The sequence below is a fragment of the Acinetobacter sp. NIPH 284 genome (assembly GCF_000369425.1).
GTDB lineage: Bacteria > Pseudomonadota > Gammaproteobacteria > Pseudomonadales > Moraxellaceae > Acinetobacter.
The window spans coordinates 345,386-363,075 of record NZ_KB850011.1 but is presented as its reverse complement, the minus strand read 5'-3'; the positions used below and the strand labels follow the sequence as shown (position 1 = coordinate 363,075).

The window sequence follows — 17,690 nt, the reverse complement described above, 5'->3', positions numbered from 1 at the left end:
AATGACGATAAAAATAAATACTCAAAAAATTTTTAACTTAAGTCCACCCTCCTTATTAGCGATTGGGTTTCTAAGTTTTATTATCATTGGAACACTATTACTCAAACTCCCTATCGCCAATAAAGGCAATTTGAGCTGGATGGATGCCGTATTTACAGCAACATCGGCTGTAACCATTACAGGTTTATCTGTAGTGAATTTAAATGAGTCTTTTAATCATCTTGGGCAAGTTATTATTCTTTTATTAATCCAAACAGGTGGTTTGGGTTTTATGACTTTTGCTATTTTGGCAGCCTTAAGTCTAGCGCCTAAACTCGGGCTCAAACAACAAATGATGGCACAAGATAGCTTAGGTCAAACCAGCTTATCTAAAGTTACCTTTGTGGCAAAAGGTGTGGTGATTTATACACTTTTTTTTGAACTGATTGGCGCTATTATCTTAAGTACTTCTTTTATACCTATTTATGGCTTTGACCGTGGATTATATTATTCAATTTTCTACAGTATTTCTGCATTCAACAATGCGGGTTTTTCGCTATTCAATAACAGCTTAATAAATTTCCAAGGTCATTATCTTATCTGTTTAACCATTAGTACGCTATATACGTTAGGTGGAATTGGTTTTCTTGTTTTAATTGACGTTAAACAAAATAAACGTTGGAATAAACTTACACCGAATAGCAAGCTAATCCTCAGTGCAATCGCAACACTAAATATTGTGGCTTTTATTTTGATTTGGCTTTTAGAAGCCAACAATCCACTTACTTTAGGTTCAATGAATATTGGTGAACAAGCCATGAATGCTTGGTTCCAAGCGACAGTACCTCGTTCATCGGGATTCAATACTATTGATACAGGGTCGATGGAACACAGTACAACACTGCTCACGATGCTATTGATGTTTATTGGTGGCGGTTCACTGAGTACCGCAGGTGGTATTAAAGTTGGTACTTTTGTAATATTGCTGTTGTGTGTGATTTCATTTCTACGGCGTAATGAAGAAATTCGTATTTTCAATCATTCAGTTTCGCAGGAAACCACCTATAAAGCGCTTGCCGTGACAGCAATTACAGGTATGTTAGTGTTTATCGGCTGTTTCACAATTTTCTTACTTGAACCTAAACTGGATGTTTTAGATCTTATGTTTGAGGTTGTTTCGGCTGCATGCACTGTTGGTTTATCTCGTGGTGTTACAGGTGAATTGCATGATGGTAGCTTATTTGTTTTGAGCTTACTGATGTACACAGGTCGACTTGGGCCATTAACACTCGCCTACCTGATTGCTACACCAAAGAAAAGTCGTTTGAAACATGCAAATGCCAATATTCAGATCGGATAAAACTCTGAATATTGCTCAACCACAATCACCTGCCGACAAATTCCATCGGCTTGGCGTTGTTGTTCAAACATACTTTTTGACATCGCTTCAAAATGATCACAGAAACTAATCTCTTGTTCGTCTATTGAATAAATCAAGGATTGGTTCCCTACGCCCAGTAAAGTGTCATAGAAAACGATGACAAACTTACCATTTTCAAAAGCATTTTGAATCTCTGCATACGTTAAAGCAACGTGAATCGGAATATTAAGACGTTGTGCATCAACATAACTTTGTTTCTCTTTTTCATCGATATTTGGATCGGGATCAGTATAAAAAGAGACAGCAAAATCTAATTTTTTCAGTGCAACGGCTAATGCAATGGTGAACGTTCCTTCGTCTTGGTCATGACCACATAATTGAATCAAGTCAGCAATATCAATATGTGTATGATATTGCTTCAAGATCAACCAAAGTGCGAATACGCCACAATTTGCTTCAAGCTGCAACAATGACTCAGGAATATTTAAACTCATTTAATACCAATTCATCAAAGAAACGCCTAAACCCGCATAGGTCGCACGATGGTTATAATCGATCAAGCTCTCACCATATCCATCAAAGAGTTGTAAATGACCACGTAGCTTGCCCTTGATTGGAAATGCCCAGTCAAACTGCACCGCGCCATGTGATTTATCACCACCTTTAAGGGAATGGCGTAGCATAAGAGAAAAGTCATTTTCTCCCTTGCGATAAAATGCGGTTAAATCACCACGACCAATATAATCCTTAATATCAGGATTATTATCATCCTTTGCTTCTTCCTCAATGCGATACCAAGGGCGAAGCATCAAAGCAAAGTTGTCTTTTTCAAAACCCAGATTAAAAATCACCCGATTCCAGCTACGCGACAATGGATCAGAACGACCATTGGATTGATGGTTTAGGGTAACCCCGAGCAAACGTGCGTTTAGACCTAAAATTTCATAATTGGTTCTAAATATTAAACTTGCCTCAGGTTCATAATTGGTCTCACGAAATGGACGTGATTCCTCAGAGTTGTAAACCTGCCAACGTGAAGACTGGGTATAACCCACCCATAAATCGCCATTATTACCCAGAATGTTTTCCCACGCCTTGGTCTTAAAGGAAATCTGGAACTTTGCCTCACTAGAGGTTAATTCCTGTTTATCCTTGACAGTGTTTTGTGGATTTGGACTGCTTGGAAATTCATTCTTGTCACTAGTCCAGAACACTGGCAGTAAATAAACGGGTTGATAGGCACGAATATTCCATACGCCCAACTTACTTTCTTCCGACAACTCCCAACGGCGGTCCAACAAGGAAACATTCGGATCAAACTTAGGCGCAGCACCCAACAAATGTAGCTCACTGACTTTTTGAACCACCTTGTCTTTTAAAGATTCAGGTTTGTCTGGTTCATTCGACTCGACCACAGGCACAGCGGCTGTGACCACAGGTGCGGCATCTGTCTGAACTTGTATTGGAATAATGGTCGGCGCCTTAAAAAGGCTGTCATAACATGCTAAACGCTCTGCACTAGAAGCCAAGGCAACACAAGCATCAACAGTTGCTGGACTAGCAGGTGTAGTTACCTGAGCATTTACACCAGACGTAGCAAAAGAACCAAGTATAGCGACTATACTTAGTTCAAGATGACCACGTTCAAATGATTTGAACGCCATAAATGTCTCCAATTTTTCTTTTAATTTACTTGTTGAATATTAAAGCCAAGTTTCTGTAACTCTTCACGCTTAGCAAATGGCGCAACCACTGCCTTCACAGGCTTTTGTTCCACCAGATACTGTTTTGCCACACGGTTTAAATCTTCCAGAGTTATATTCAACAGGCGTTCACGTAGCATTTTACGGAATTTCGGTGTGCGGGCATGCAGCAATGCATAACACGCTGTAATTGCTTCACCAGCAGGTGAGCCAGGCTTATCCATACTTGCAACCAGACCTAAAATCGCCTCTTCAAGCTGATGTGGCTGTTGTTCAGTATTCAGCAACCATTGCACACTGGCTTCAAAATCATTAAATGTTTCCGCCAATCGTGGATCACGGTAGCTATAGAAACGGAATGAGCAGGCATTGCCATCATAACTGGCTCCACCACCATACGCTCCACCTTTTTCACGAATGGCACTATGTAAGAAACCATTACGTAAATACGCAGCCAATACCATCAATGGTGCTGCATCTGCATGAGCAACATCAACCGCCTGATAGGCGGAAGCACAGAACTGTACATTGGTCTGAATGAGCCATGCTTCATCATTTTCTGTATTGACGTGTTCAACTTCGGTTAGGCTTACAGGTGATTTATCAACAGCCAGTTTATCCCAAACGTTTTGAATCTCTTCAACTAAACGATCAGACTGATGTTCTTCGCAAACCAATAAAAACTGTTTAGGTGCTTGTAATAACTTACGATGAATTGCCTGTAATTCAGCGATTAAAGCTTCATAAGCCGTATCATCCTGATCAATCTTATTGACCAAGTGAGTAAGCCAATTCAATGCGCCTAAACCAGTATTATGATAGTCACGTCGAGCTAATGCACTCATTTGACGAGAAGCAATTTGCATTGCATAACTATGTCCAGAACCTGACAAGCGTGACTGCCAACGGGTTTTTCGTTGTTGCAATAATTCGATAATGCGATCTTTTTCATCAAAACGAAGCTGCTCAAAGGCAAGTTTCAACAACTGAATAGAATCTAACTTTTGAGTCAATGATTTAGTCGTCAACGTCAACCAAGCACTAATTCGATCTTTATCATCCACTTTGCTACGTAAAGACGCTCCCATTCCCAAACCGCCACTTACAGCCGTTTGGATTTGTTGGAATTCTAAATAATCATGCTCACCTGCACCAACCTCACCCATCAAGATAGAAAGTAAGTTGAAATAAGGCGACTGTACGATTTCGTCTGGAATCTGAATCAAAACTTGTTGATAGTAAATACCATTGGTACCTGCATGATAAAGATTTAATGGTGTATCCAGACCATTACAGATAATCTCACGCAATTGACCTTGAACAATATGCAAATCCGCAGGCACATCTTCCAAACCAACTTTAGGAAGTAACTCAAGATCATCAGCTGTGTCTTGACGTTGTTTTAATGCTTCAGTTTTTTGCTGAATTTCAATTTTTTGATCTTCTGTCAAATTAGCAGTAATTTCAGCCAAACGTGCTTGCTCAGCCTGTTGCTCTTTTACTGATTTGGTCGCATCTGGCACTAAGGTCATTTGTACACGATGCGGATTATCTAACAAATGAGTTTGAATTAAATTAGACAACCACATTGGATCTTTCAATTCTTCTTTCACTTGCTCAATTGCAGAATCCACATCCCAAACATGGATTGGATCATTATGGTGAATTGCACTACCTAGACCATTCAAAATAAGGCTTAAACCATAAGGCGTACCATCACCATTGATCTCACGTTGATGCAATTCAATTTGATGTAAAATCGCATCAACCAAATCACGGTCAATTGGTTTTGAAGCAGCCTCTTTCAAAATATCTAAAACACCATTTTTAAATGTTTCAGCATGTTCTTCATTCGAGCCTTGTACGCCACAATAGAACGTCATTTCGAAGTTACTATCATCAACTCCCATCAATGGACCCGTTGACTGTGCATAACCACAAGTTTCTAAATAATGACGCAATGGCGACGCTGAATTTTCTAATAAAATCCCTTCTACTAAACGCATACCTAAACGTAATTTAATGTCACTGGTTTCAGGGAGTAACCATGACATCACATGATAAGTTTTATCTTTTAAGTCTTCGCTATCAACTGCATAGCTTTCAGTCACTTCTATTGGTGCCAATAAACGTTTTTCAGGTTTTGAATATAATGTTGTACCCTGAGAAAACTTATTTAATGCTAATTTTTCAAACTGCTCCTGTAAATCATAGGCAGTTTGATTACCAAAAGTCATAAAGACTGCATTACTTGGGTGATAATGTGTTTTATAAAAATCAACAAGCTGTTCGTAGGTTAAATCAGGAATGTCTTTAGGATCACCACCTGAATTATAGTGATAGGTCGTTTCAGGGAATAAATGATGTGCCAATTGGTGATAGAGCTGATCTGTAGGTGAACTCATCGCTCCTTTCATTTCATTGAACACCACACCTTTATAAACGGCTTGATCATTCTCTAATTCAATTCGAATCCCTTCTTGAGCAAAATCTAAAGGATTCAAATTTGCAGCGAATGCAGCATCTAAATACACTGACAATAAATTCTGAAAATCTTTTTTATTCTGTGTCGCAAATGGATAAGCTGTCCAATCTGCTGCTGTGAATGCATTCATAAAGGTATTTAATGAACGGCGAATCATTAAAAAGAATGGGTCGCGTACAGGAAATTTTTCAGAACCACATAAAGCTGTATGCTCTAAAATATGAGCTGTTCCTTTAGAATCCATCGGTTGAGTTCTAAATGCCACCAAAAATACATTTTCATCGTGATTTGTGGCCAAATGGTAGTGAACAGCACCAGTTACTTTATGCTTATATTCTGAAACTTGAATATCGAGTGCTTCTACATGGTGTTGACGTAATAGCTGAAACGCGGGATGAATGGTTTGAGTAATGCTTTCAGTAACATCTACAGTCATGTGATCTCCAATTTATCTATTTAAATAACACTAATTTAATATAGAGAGTCTACCGAAGAATACACATGGATATCCATGTAAATTGGTATGTTTTTGTAGAAAAATGCGCCAACCAAAATTCAACGCATTTTTTCTCTGTGATTTCATCGAATATAAAAATGTTTACGTTGGATTTAAGCGAGTGTGCTTGTGTTTCGACCAATATACACACCCAAGGATAATCACCAACAATACGATAGAAGCTGTAAAACGGCTCAAGTCCAGCCCTCCAGAACTGAGTGGCTTGTCCAAAAAATCTCCAACTACGGCGCCCAATGGACGAGTCAATACAAAAGCAGCCCAGAATAATAAGGTTTTCGATACTCGTGTTAAAAAGTGCAGAGCAACAAGCAATAAAATCAATCCAGAAAATAAAGCAATTCCACCTGTATAACCCAAACCAGCAGTATCAGCAGACCAATCACCCAAAGCTGTTCCGAGTGTTTGTGAAAAAGTGATTGTGATCCAATAAAACCATTCGGTACGAACATTATTGATAGTATCTGGTGAAATATTACCTTCAGATGTGTTCCATACCCATAAAGACAACAAGACCAACAACAATAATAATGAACTGCCACCGATATAACCAATCCCCAAAGACCGATCCATAAAGTCAGCCAATGTCGTTCCAACTGTTGTACTCGCAATGATCGTGAACCAGTATAGAAATGGTTGGTACGTTTTTGCACGAATCTGAAAAATAACCAACGCAATAAAAATGAAAGCAAAAATAAAAGTGCTAATCAAATAACCTAGATTGAGTGACATGGAAACAGCATCTCCAGCCGTCTCTCCAAATGTTGTGGCAAAAATTTTAGTCACCCAGAATAAAGCTGTGACTTGTGGAACTTTTGACAAAAGTTCATGTGAACTGGAAGTTGTCGCCTGAAGTATCGCCATAGAATTTCGGCTCCTTGTTCATTAAATATTTTTATTCTTGATTGGTCCGCTTAAATAAAAATTAAAACAGATCAACGCAACAATTAACTATTTAGAACTACGCTAATTTTTCCAACAAACTACTGTAATCCAGAGCATTAGTGTAAACTTTGCTTTTTGATTTTTTAATGTGATGACAAACATGACAACTGTTGATCTTTTTGCAATTGGTAATGCGCTGATTGACCAAGAATTTAAAGTCTCAAATGAGTTTTTAACACAGCAAGCTTTGCAAAAAGGCACAATGCAGTTGACCGATGGTGAAACTCAGGCTGCTTTATATCAAGAATTACAAGACACCCAAAACTATAAAGGTCAAGCAAGTGGTGGGTCGGCTGCAAACACAACTGTTGCATTCAGTGCTCTAGGTGGTACAGCTTTTTATGGATGCCGTGTAGGTAACGACGAACTTGGTTCAATTTATCTGAATGGTTTAAATGATGCTGGTATCCAGACCACAACCCAATCAATCAGTGAAGGCGTAACAGGAACTTGTATGGTACTGATCAGTCCTGATTCAGAACGTACCATGCATACCTATCTAGGCATTACCGCTGAATTAACTGCTGAACAAATCGATTTTGAACCGTTGAAAGCTGCAAAATGGCTCTATATCGAAGGATACTTATCGACAAGTGATACTGCTCGTGTCGCGGTTAAACAAGCACGTGAACTTGCCAAAGCACATGGCGTTAAAATCGCCCTCTCATTGTCTGATCCTGCAATGGTGCAATATGCACGTCAAGGCCTAGAAGAACTCTTAGATGACGGCGTTGACTTGTTATTCTGTAATGAACAAGAAGCGCTAATGTTCAGTAATACTGAAACACTTGATGCAGCTATTGAAGTTTTAAAATCAAAGAATCAACATATTGTCATCACTCAAGGCGCAAATGGCGCAGTCATCATTGACCCTGAACAACAATTCCACGTTGCTGGTCGTGAAGTTCATGCCGTTGATACTAACGGTGCTGGCGATGCTTTTGCTGGTGCATTCTTATATGCCATTAACGCTGGTTTAACTTTAAAAGCTGCGGCTCAACTGGCTATTTTAATTTCTAGTGAAGTTGTTGCACAATTTGGTCCACGCTTAGCCGTTGAAAACTATGCCAAATTATTTGAACAATTTAAAAATTCTCAACAGGAATATGCTTAAAATGGAAAAGATTTGCATGACTGAAGAAGTTCCAGATCGTGAGTCTCGTGCATATGACACCATGAAAGGAACAACAATCTTTATTACTCAGAAAGATGGTAGCTTTTACGCTTATCAAAATGTTTGCCCACATTTGCAAACTGAACTTGAGTATTTAGAAAATCAATTTTTAGATCAGGATCGTGAGTATATCCAATGCTCAACTCATGGAGCATTATTCTCAGTAGAAACTGGTGAATGTATTTCAGGACCATGTCTAGGTGAATTCCTTGAAAAAGTAAATTTGGAAGTACACTCTGATGGTGGTATTTATATTGACTAATACCTAAATCATGAATTCTGCGATGACTGAGTTTTTTTTAAATTACTACCTTATGCCATTTCACATGAGCGTAGTTGCTTTGATTTTGCTCAGCATTGCAGAAACAATTGGTATTTTTATTGGGTTACGTCCAAGTCATCTCGTAAAGAAAATGACACCAGAGTGGTTATTAAATTCACCGCTATTAGATGTAAAATTTTCTAAATACTTAATATTTGTATTTTTACTCATCAATTTTAGTTTTGCAGGTTATTTTCTAGAGCTTTCATTTTTTGCTTTACAACACTACTTTATCTCGCCTTACTATCTTTTTGTTCCTGCTTTGATTATCGACATCTTTTTTACAGTGTTTATGATTAATTGTCTTGACCAAGTGATTAAACCTAAAGTCACACATACTCACATTAACTTAGTGGGTCGTTTAGCAACAATCTCAACGGGAAATGCACGTCCAGGCTTCTCTGCACAAGCACGTGTTCGCAATGAATTTGGTCAACTGTATTATGTACAAGTAGAGCCAGAATATGGTGAATTAGAGTTACAATCTCAAGTGTTGTTGATCAGTCAGAAATCCAATTCATACTATATTGCTAAAAAAATCTCTATTTCAAATAAACTATTTACCGCAGACTGAACCCAAAATCCGTTGAAATCTAATTGAAGCGATTAGAATTTTTTTCATTCATTATTAAAATTACAATTTGTTACATAAAGAAAAAGTAAAAAACGTGTAATCACCTCTTCCATTTCTATCAACTTATTGATCTAACTTTCAGACTAAAATGAAGGATGATATTTCACATATTTTTAAACCAGACTCTACAAATACACTAGGTTTTGCGCAGAATCCAGGCAGAGTAAAACTTGAAGTGCGACATAAACCACCTAATTAATTTAAAGGGTTTATGGAGTATATAAAATTGTCATACCATCATCTTAACTTTGAAGATCGTACTGCATTAATGCTTGAGTCAAGAAAAGAAGGCTTTTCACCCAGAAAATTTGCTGAACTTATTAAAAGACATCCTAGTACGATCTATCGTGAACTTAAAAGAAATAGCATCAATGACGTTTATCAAGCTCGATATGCTTCTGATAACACCTTCGCTAGACGTAGACGTGGTCACAGAAAACTCAAAATCGACTCAATTCTCTGGAGATTTATTGTTGAAGCGATCCGTTGTTTATGGTCTCCTCAGCAAATATCGAAGCGTTTAAAGACATTTCCTGATTTGGATCAAACAATGAATGTAAGCCATACAACGATTTACTCAACTATACGAGCATTACCAAAGGGTGAGTTGAAAAAAGACTTATTATCCTGTCTGCGTCATGAAAATAAAAAGCGAAAAGCTAACGGTGAACCTAAAAAAGATTCTATATTACAGGATATTAAAACTATTCATGAGCGCCCAGCCGAAGTTCAAGAAAGAAAAATACCGGGTCATTGGGAGGCCGATTTAATTAAAGGTAAAGACAATAAAAGTTCGATAGCAACACTTATTGAACGAAATACACGGCTCTGTATCTTGGCAACATTACCTGATGCAAAGGCAGAATCAGTGCGCAAGGCTTTAACTGAAGCTCTGAAATATTTACCTGCAGAACTGCGTAAAACGTTGACCTATGACCGTGGACGTGAGATGTCAGAACATAAAATACTCGAAGAAGATTTAGGCATAGATGTATATTTCTGTGACCCACATTCACCATGGCAAAAAGGCACATGCGAAAATATGAATGGTTTAATTAGGCAATATTTACCTAAAGGAATTGATTTAAATCAGGCAGATCAGCATTATTTAAATCAAGTTGCCATGTCACTGAATACTCGTCCTAGAAAAGCGTTAGATTGGCTTACACCATTAGAGAAGTTTGCTCAGCTTGTTGATTATCATAAGGCTTTTGAAACTGTCGCACCTCATGTTTGAATTCGCCCCATTATAAAAATTACTTAATTGCACAATGAACTCTTTAAGTGATTGTAAATATTATATTTTTATATTCATACTATTTTAGTTGGTTTAAATTTTTTTTAATTAAATATAAATCAAACCTTTTTAATCAGATTTAAAAATATAAATACAACTGTTTTAATCAGTTTTTTAAATTAATTCATATTATTTTAGTTGGGTAATAATAATATTTTCAAAATTTAACCAAAATTTATTTAAACAATTGATTTTTATATAAAATAAAAATTAATTCAATTTAAAAGCCTTAAAGGTTTATTTTTAATGAATTTTATTTAATAATGTTTTACATGTTTTTTAAATATGAGGCGAAGTTCTATGAACATGAGTTCTCAAGATCAAAATCGAAGATTAATCAGAGAAATTACGATTATTCTTATTATTAAAGTTGCCCTTCTCATGGTGATTAAACATATCTGGTTTGATGCCCCAACGATTCCAAAAGATTTTAACAATGAAGTTGCCGAGCGTATTGCTGGTGACATGTCCAAAACTCAGGAGACACGTTGATGATTTCTGAAAGCGTGGTCGATCTTTCGCGGTTCCAATTTGCAATGACCGCAATGTATCACTTTCTTTTCGTCCCTCTAACTTTAGGTCTAGCTTTTATTCTTGCCATCATGGAAACCACTTACGTGATTTCTGGTAAAGAAATTTACAAAGATATGACCAAATTTTGGGGGAAACTCTTCGGGATTAACTTTGCCTTAGGTGTAACTACTGGTTTAACGATGGAATTCCAGTTTGGTACCAATTGGGCTTATTATTCTCACTATGTAGGCGACATCTTTGGTGCACCGCTTGCAATTGAAGGCTTAATGGCTTTCTTCCTAGAATCGACTTTTATTGGTCTATTCTTCTTTGGCTGGGATCGCCTTTCTAAAGTTCAGCACTTAGGTGTAACTTGGTTAGTCGCGATTGGCTCAAATATGTCGGCATTATGGATTTTGATCGCCAATGGTTGGATGCAAAACCCAGTTGGTGCTGCGTTTAACTACGAAACCATGCGTATGGAACTTGTGGACTTCGGTGCATTGATTTTTAACCCAGTCGCTCAAGTAAAATTTGTACATACCGTTTCTGCTGGTTATGTCACAGGTGCAGTTTTTGTACTCGCCATCTCAAGCTATTATATGCTAAAGAAACGTGATATGCCCTTTGCTCGTCGCTCTTTCGCGATTGCTGCAATTTTTGGTTTAGCTTCAACTTTCTGCGTCATTTTACTTGGTGATGAATCAGGTTATGAATTGGGTGATGTGCAAAGAACTAAACTCGCTGCAATTGAAGCTGAATGGCACACTGAACCCGCACCTGCCGCATTTACTTTATTTGGTATTCCTAACCAAAAAGAAATGCGTACCGATTATGCAATTAAAATTCCATATGTTATGGGTATCATTGCAACTCGCTCGACAGACAAAGAAGTTACTGGCTTACATGACTTGATGAAAGAGCATGAAATCCGTATTCGTAATGGTATGGTGGCGTATAGCGAATTAACAAAACTCCGTGCAGGCGATCAGTCCCCAGAGTTACTTGCATCATTTCAAAAAAATCAAAAAGACTTAGGCTATGGTCTGCTATTAAAGAAATATACACCGAATGTTGTTGACGCAACTGAAGAACATATCAAAGCAGCAACTAAAGATACCATTCCAAATGTCGCTGCATTATTTTTCTCGTTCCGTGCGATGGTGGCTTCTGGTGCATTAATGTTATTACTTTTCCTACTGGCTGCGTGGTCAGTCGCTAAACGTAATGCCGAAACAAAACCGTGGTTACTTAAATTTGCTCTATTTGCTCTTCCACTACCATGGATTGCAATTCAAACAGGTTGGTATGTAGCTGAAGGTGGTCGTCAACCATGGTCTATTGGTGAAGTTTTACCAACACATCTATCTGCATCTTCTTTAAGCACAGGTGATGTATGGGGATCAATTATTGCACTTGCTGCGTTCTATACGGTACTGCTCATTATTGAAATGTACTTAATGATCAAATTTGCTCGTTTAGGTCCAAGTTCGTTGCACACTGGTAAATATCATTTTGAAAAACTAGCTGCAAAAACTGGGGAGGCTCAATCATGATCGAATATGAACTCCTAAAAATTATTTGGTGGGTATTGGTTGGTGTATTACTGATTGGCTTTGCCCTCACCGATGGTTTTGATATGGGCTCAATGGCGCTGATGCCATTTGTAGGTAAAACTGATTCTGAAAGACGTGCTGCAATCAATACGATTGCACCACACTGGGATGGTAACCAAGTCTGGTTTATTACCGCTGGTGGTGCACTTTTTGCTGCATGGCCAATGGTTTATGCTGTCGCTTTCTCTGGAATGTATTGGGCATTACTACTCGTTCTATTTGCGCTATTCCTCAGACCCGTTGGATTTGACTATCGTTCTAAATTAGAAAACACCCAATGGCGTACTTCTTGGGATTGGGGTCTATGCATTGGTGGTGCTGTACCAGCACTAGTATTCGGTGTTGCATTTGGTAACTTATTTTTGGGCGTACCATTTAGCTTAGACGACACCTTACGTTCTGAATACACAGGCAGCTTCTTTGCATTATTGAATCCATTTGCGTTGATTTGCGGTATCGTGAGTTTGTCAATGTTATCTGCTCATGGCGGCGCATGGTTAATGCTTCGTACTGATGGTGATTTACATAACCGTTCGGCTAAAGCAACTCAAATTATGGCAATCGCATTCCTTGTATGTTTCTTAGCGGCTGGCGCTTGGTTATTGTTTGGAAATATCTCAGGCTATAGTTATGCTACTGCTGTTAATACTAATGCTGCATTAAACCCACTTGCAAAAGAAGTGGTAACAAATGCAAACCATGGTTGGTTGAATAACTACTCAACTTACCCAATTACTATGGCTGCACCAATTGTTGCAATCCTAGGTGCATTATTGGTTATTCTTAGTGCTGGAAAACGTAAGGCAGCTGCAAGCTTTACAGGTACGAGTCTGATGATTGTGGGTGCTATCTTAACTGCTGGTTTTGCATTATTCCCATTCTTATTGCCATCAAGTATCAACCCAACATCAAGTTTAACGATGTGGGATGCTGTTTCTAGTCACAAAACTCTTGGTGTAATGACTGTTGCTGCTTGTATTTTTGTTCCTCTCATTTTGATCTATACCTCTTGGTCTTATTACAAAATGTGGGGTGTCATCACTAACAAACACATTGAAGAAAATTCACATAGTTTGTACTAATGAGGAGATGTGAAATGTGGTATTTTGCATGGATTCTAGGCATTTTGATGGCATGCTTCGCAGGTGTACTCAGTGCACTCTATATCGAACACCATCAAGATTTAGATGAGGAATAATAAAATGGCTGAAGCAATGACAACACCGAAGAATAGTAAAGCTCAAGTGCTTGCAATGACCGTTTCGTTTTTGTTGGCATTGCCACTTGCTGCTATTTTATTGGTACACCCATCATTAATGTTAGATGCCAATGGTCACTACAACCACAGTATGCTGATGCTCGTCATGGTCGGTATTTCTGGCGGTTTTATTCATGGTGTTGGGTTTATACCAAGATTTTGGTTATGGAAATGGTTATTTAGTCCTTATATTGCATGGCCTCTGATGATCTTAGGCTATTATATTTGGATTGGTAATTAATCTTTAACAAATCAAATATAAAGAGGAAGCATGGCTTCCTCTTTTTTGTGTCGTTTTGAATGATCATTTAATAACATACAAAGTAATTACAATGTAATTTAAAATATTGAGTAATAAAATTTTTAATTTATAATCAATAGACTATATGATCGTCTTTTTCATTTCAATTAACTGAATTGGCACCAACGGCTGACCTACATTTGCATTTACAGGATAAGGCTCTGTATGACCTGTAATTTGATAACCACGACGCTGATAATATGCGATTAACTCAGAGCGAACATCCAAGACATACATAATTAAATCTCGAACTTCCGAACAACTCTGTGCAACATATGCTTCAACATAATTGAGCATTTGTTTGCCATATCCTAAGTTTTGAACCGATGAATCTATCGCAAAAGTTCCAATTTCAACAGAATTATGATAAAGACTGAGTCCAATACAAGCAACTAACAAACCTTGTTCATTCTCACCAACAAACAGTTTAAAATTGGATCGGCTCAAGTCTTCACTCAATTGCTCATTAGTAATGCGTGTTCCATCTACAAATGCTTTTTCGGTGGTCCAACTTCGCTCAGATTGAGCCCGATAAGCCAAATTGATTAATTCAACCAATTGCGCTACATCATCATTTTTTGCAGTTCTAATGTTTAAAGACATTTCTATTTTATACGCTCAATAAAAAACCGATGATAACATCGGTTCTTTTACAGTGGAGCAATTAGTTCGTTTGCCCTGCTAACCACGCCATAAATTTTTGACGCTCAGCTTTTGATGCTTTTTGCCACAAGTCTACGAGTTGCTGATCTGTGGTTTTTATATTGCCCGATACTGCCGTTGTTGCTGTTACAGCAACAGGTGCTACACTTGTTGTCGAAGCTGCATATACGGGTGCAGGTTGATTCACGACATTATTTTTGTTTTTTTGGGTTAAATCTAAAGTACGACCTAGTAAACTATTACCTGAAAACCACGGTTGAGCTTCATTATTTGCACCTGTTTGCTGTACTACAAGTTTTTTGCTTTGATCATATAAAGCAACCGTAGGCTGTTCAGCAAATTTTTTTGCTTCACTAAAGTCTTTTGGAGCATTTACCAGTGCCAACGTATAAGACCTATTATCTTGTAGGTCAGATGCCTGAATAGTGACAACACCTGACTTGACAATGTCATGCTCACCATTTAAATGTTCAAAATATTCACGGTAACGTACATTCAGTGTCAAATTACCAGCATCAACCTGATAGTTGTTTTTCTTTGAAGGAATTAACCCATTATTTACTTCTTGACCATTTACCGCAAGAATCACGATTTCTTCAGGTGCAGTGATTGTGACTGCCGAAAAAACTGAACTACTCAATAATAACCCGAAAGCAGCAACACCAACTCTTAAAGACATTAGACTCTTCTCGATATAAACAATTTATGAAATCGTAAGCACTATGCTCTGCGATTATGACCATTTTATGACATAAAACAAAACTGTCTATTCCAACAATTTGGCTTTTTTAAGATATATACATCAATTCTAATGCTAAGCGCCATAGTTCTTTTGGCGAATACAAACCCTTAAATAAAAAAAGAGCACATTGAGTGCTCTTTTTAATCATACGTATATTTACTTAGTTAAAAGTTTTGAAACGTGCAGCATCATCCATATAGGTTTTTTCACCAGCAGCCGCTTCAATAGAACCGAATACTAACTGTGCACGTAGTTTCCAGTTTGATGGAATATCAAAAGTTTCAGCCACTTCGGCATCCACGATTGGATTATAGTGCTGTAATGATGCACCAACACCAATTTCAGATAATGCAGTCCATGTTGCGAACTGTGCAATTGCACTTGAATGTTCAGACCAAACTGGGAAGTTATCCGCATACAATGCGAATTGCTCTTGTAAACCTTTTACAACATCTTGATCTTCATAAAATAACGCCGTACCAAAACCTGCTGAGAAACTATCAATTTTCGCGCTAGTATTTGCAAATGCTTCTGCTGGAACCATTTTACGTAAAGTTTCGCGAACAATTTCCCAAAATTTATGATGTGATTCACCATATAAAGTTACAACACGTGAAGTTTGAGAGTTGAATGATGATGGGCTTTGTTTTACTGCTTCGCGAATTGTTTCTTCAATCGTTGCTTGGTCAACTGTAAGATTTTTACCAATTGCATAAATGGTACGACGTGATTTAATGCTATTTAGAAAGTTACTCATGTTGTTATTCCTACTATACCTTTAAGGCGTTATCTTGGATTGAATGTAGTGTATAACGATACATTTTTTAGGAATAGTCTAAAAAATATGACATATCGTTTTATTTTTGAAACAATACTATTTGTGAACTATAAAAAAACTCCACATTGAGTGGAGTTCTTTTAACATAAACTAATTACTTATCAGTTTCAAATAATGCCGCAACAAATGATTTTGCTGAGAATGGGCGTAAATCATCAATCTTTTCACCGACACCGATATAACGAATTGGCACATGGGTACGACTCGCGATATTAAATAACACACCACCTTTCGCTGTACCATCAAGTTTAGTAATCGTAATACCCGTTAAGCCAACCGCCTCATCAAACAGTTGTACTTGGTTAATTGCATTTTGACCTGTGCCCGCATCTACAATTAACATAATTTCATGCGGTGCCGTTGCATCAATCTTCTGCATCACACGTTTAACTTTTTTCAACTCTTCCATAAGATTTGATTTATTTTGCAAACGACCTGCTGTGTCAGCAATTAGAACATCAATGCCTTTCGCGCGCGCGCTTTCAAAAGCATCAAAGATAACCGACGCACTATCAGCACCATGCCCCTGAGCGACAACTGGAATATCGTTACGTTCACCCCAAATTTGTAGTTGCTCAGTCGCTGCAGCACGGAAAGTATCACCCGCCGCTAGCATGACTTTTTTTCCTTCACCTTGTAAACGTTTAGCCAGTTTACCAATCGTCGTCGTTTTACCTACGCCATTTACACCCACCATTAAAATCACATAAGGCGATTTATTTGGATCGATATGTAATGGTTTTACACGTGGCGCAAGTAATGCAACCAACTCTTCTTGTAATGCTTTGTAGAGCGCATGCGAATAAATTAAATCTCCACGCGCAGTTCTTTCAGTAAGATTCGCGATAATAGTTTTGGTCGCATCGACACCAATGTCGGCGATGAGTAGCTGTTCTTCAACTTCTTCTAATAACTCATCATCAATTTCTTTGCCACCAATTAAGATATTGACCATACCATCGGTAAAACTACGACGCGTTTTAGCCAAACCATCCTTCATACGACCAAAGAAACCCGTTGACTTGGCTTCTTCTGTAATAGCAGGAACAGATGTTTCTTCCACAACTACAGGTGATGGCGTTTCAACAGTATTTTTAGCTACTGGCTCAATAATGGGAACATCGACAGCAGGTAAACTTGGTAATGTGACATCGTCATCTCCGATATCGGCATTTATCAAGAATTTATTTTGCATATTCGATTGCTGTTGCATGTCGATTCCTTGAGAAAAAAAGCAGCTTTTTTAAAGATGGTCAGTCTAGCACAAATTGATTTCTTTTTCCTGACTAAGGCAAACTGTTCATTTATAAATAGAAATGAGTCGA

At 37.8% G+C, this 17,690-nt stretch carries 18 protein-coding genes; 10 read left to right on the top strand and 8 right to left on the bottom strand.

From position 1 onward, the window contains the following. Position 1 precedes the first annotated feature (1 nt). Positions 2-1,339 (top strand): TrkH family potassium uptake protein, encoded by a 1,338-nt coding sequence (locus F908_RS07715; protein WP_005160045.1) that lies wholly within the window; start codon positions 2-4, stop codon positions 1,337-1,339. Here F908_RS07715 and F908_RS07710 read toward each other — a convergent pair. From F908_RS07710 to F908_RS07695, 4 genes are all read right to left on the bottom strand, one after another. Next, complete coding sequence (locus tag F908_RS07710) at positions 1,327-1,854, bottom strand: cysteine peptidase family C39 domain-containing protein (RefSeq protein WP_005160040.1); 528 nt, start codon at positions 1,852-1,854, stop codon at positions 1,327-1,329. The two genes, F908_RS07715 and F908_RS07710, sit on opposite strands and share 13 nt — an antisense overlap. Beyond that, positions 1,855-3,024, bottom strand: a complete 1,170-nt coding sequence (locus tag F908_RS07705; RefSeq protein WP_005160038.1) for a phospholipase A — start codon at positions 3,022-3,024, stop codon at positions 1,855-1,857. It lies immediately after the preceding gene. 20 nt (positions 3,025-3,044) lie between these two features. Beyond that, the gene (locus tag F908_RS07700) at positions 3,045-5,984 is read right to left on the bottom strand and encodes an insulinase family protein (protein WP_005160037.1); all 2,940 of its coding nucleotides are present in this window, start codon (positions 5,982-5,984) and stop codon (positions 3,045-3,047) included. 162 nt (positions 5,985-6,146) lie between these two features. Continuing rightward, positions 6,147-6,926 (bottom strand): COG4705 family protein, encoded by a 780-nt coding sequence (locus F908_RS07695; protein ID WP_005160030.1) that lies wholly within the window; start codon positions 6,924-6,926, stop codon positions 6,147-6,149. Between the two features lie 181 nt (positions 6,927-7,107). Here F908_RS07695 and F908_RS07690 point away from each other — a divergent pair, with 181 nt between their 5' ends. The 9 genes from F908_RS07690 to F908_RS07650 all read left to right on the top strand — a co-directional run bounded on the left by F908_RS07690 (position 7,108) and on the right by F908_RS07650 (position 14,062). Beyond that, positions 7,108-8,121, top strand: a complete 1,014-nt coding sequence (locus F908_RS07690) for an adenosine kinase (protein WP_005160027.1) — start codon at positions 7,108-7,110, stop codon at positions 8,119-8,121. A gap of 16 nt (positions 8,122-8,137) precedes the next feature. Next, complete coding sequence (locus F908_RS07685) at positions 8,138-8,443, top strand: Rieske (2Fe-2S) protein (protein ID WP_087545480.1); 306 nt, start codon at positions 8,138-8,140, stop codon at positions 8,441-8,443. A gap of 22 nt (positions 8,444-8,465) precedes the next feature. Beyond that, positions 8,466-9,077: an OB-fold-containig protein gene (locus F908_RS07680; RefSeq protein WP_171062101.1), complete on the top strand. Its 612-nt coding sequence runs from the start codon at positions 8,466-8,468 to the stop codon at positions 9,075-9,077. Positions 9,078-9,405: 328 nt separating this feature from the next. Further along, a complete protein-coding gene (locus F908_RS07675) occupies positions 9,406-10,374 on the top strand; it encodes an IS30 family transposase (protein WP_228761473.1) in 969 nt (322 codons plus the stop codon). A 360-nt stretch (positions 10,375-10,734) separates the two neighbouring features. Continuing rightward, positions 10,735-10,926: a cytochrome oxidase putative small subunit CydP gene (gene cydP, locus F908_RS07670; RefSeq protein ID WP_005160022.1), complete on the top strand. Its 192-nt coding sequence runs from the start codon at positions 10,735-10,737 to the stop codon at positions 10,924-10,926. Beyond that, entirely contained in the window at positions 10,926-12,503 is a 1,578-nt protein-coding gene (locus tag F908_RS07665; RefSeq protein WP_005160020.1) for a cytochrome ubiquinol oxidase subunit I, read from the top strand. The genes cydP and F908_RS07665 overlap by 1 nt, the downstream gene beginning before the upstream one ends. Further along, complete coding sequence (gene cydB / locus F908_RS07660; protein WP_005160018.1) at positions 12,500-13,645, top strand: cytochrome d ubiquinol oxidase subunit II; 1,146 nt, start codon at positions 12,500-12,502, stop codon at positions 13,643-13,645. The genes F908_RS07665 and cydB overlap by 4 nt, the downstream gene beginning before the upstream one ends. Positions 13,646-13,659: 14 nt before the next feature. Continuing rightward, positions 13,660-13,761 carry a cytochrome bd-I oxidase subunit CydX gene (cydX, locus tag F908_RS15535; protein ID WP_002120988.1) on the top strand — a complete coding sequence of 34 codons (102 nt, stop codon included), beginning with the start codon at positions 13,660-13,662 and terminating at the stop codon, positions 13,759-13,761. Between the two features lie 4 nt (positions 13,762-13,765). Beyond that, positions 13,766-14,062 carry a cyd operon YbgE family protein gene (locus F908_RS07650; RefSeq protein WP_005160016.1) on the top strand — a complete coding sequence of 99 codons (297 nt, stop codon included), beginning with the start codon at positions 13,766-13,768 and terminating at the stop codon, positions 14,060-14,062. A gap of 141 nt (positions 14,063-14,203) precedes the next feature. On the opposite strand, the gene F908_RS07645 is transcribed toward F908_RS07650, so the two are convergent. The 4 genes from F908_RS07645 to ftsY all read right to left on the bottom strand — a co-directional run bounded on the left by F908_RS07645 (position 14,204) and on the right by ftsY (position 17,578). Beyond that, positions 14,204-14,725 (bottom strand): GNAT family N-acetyltransferase, encoded by a 522-nt coding sequence (locus tag F908_RS07645; protein ID WP_005160014.1) that lies wholly within the window; start codon positions 14,723-14,725, stop codon positions 14,204-14,206. Between the two features lie 61 nt (positions 14,726-14,786). Beyond that, entirely contained in the window at positions 14,787-15,464 is a 678-nt protein-coding gene (locus F908_RS07640) for a YccT family protein (RefSeq protein WP_005160013.1), read from the bottom strand. 223 nt (positions 15,465-15,687) lie between these two features. Further along, positions 15,688-16,284, bottom strand: coding sequence for a nitroreductase family protein (locus tag F908_RS07635; protein WP_004662314.1), 597 nt, complete (start codon positions 16,282-16,284; stop codon positions 15,688-15,690). 175 nt (positions 16,285-16,459) lie between these two features. Continuing rightward, positions 16,460-17,578: a signal recognition particle-docking protein FtsY gene (ftsY, locus tag F908_RS07630; protein ID WP_005160012.1), complete on the bottom strand. Its 1,119-nt coding sequence runs from the start codon at positions 17,576-17,578 to the stop codon at positions 16,460-16,462. Between the last annotated feature and the right edge of the window lie 112 nt (positions 17,579-17,690).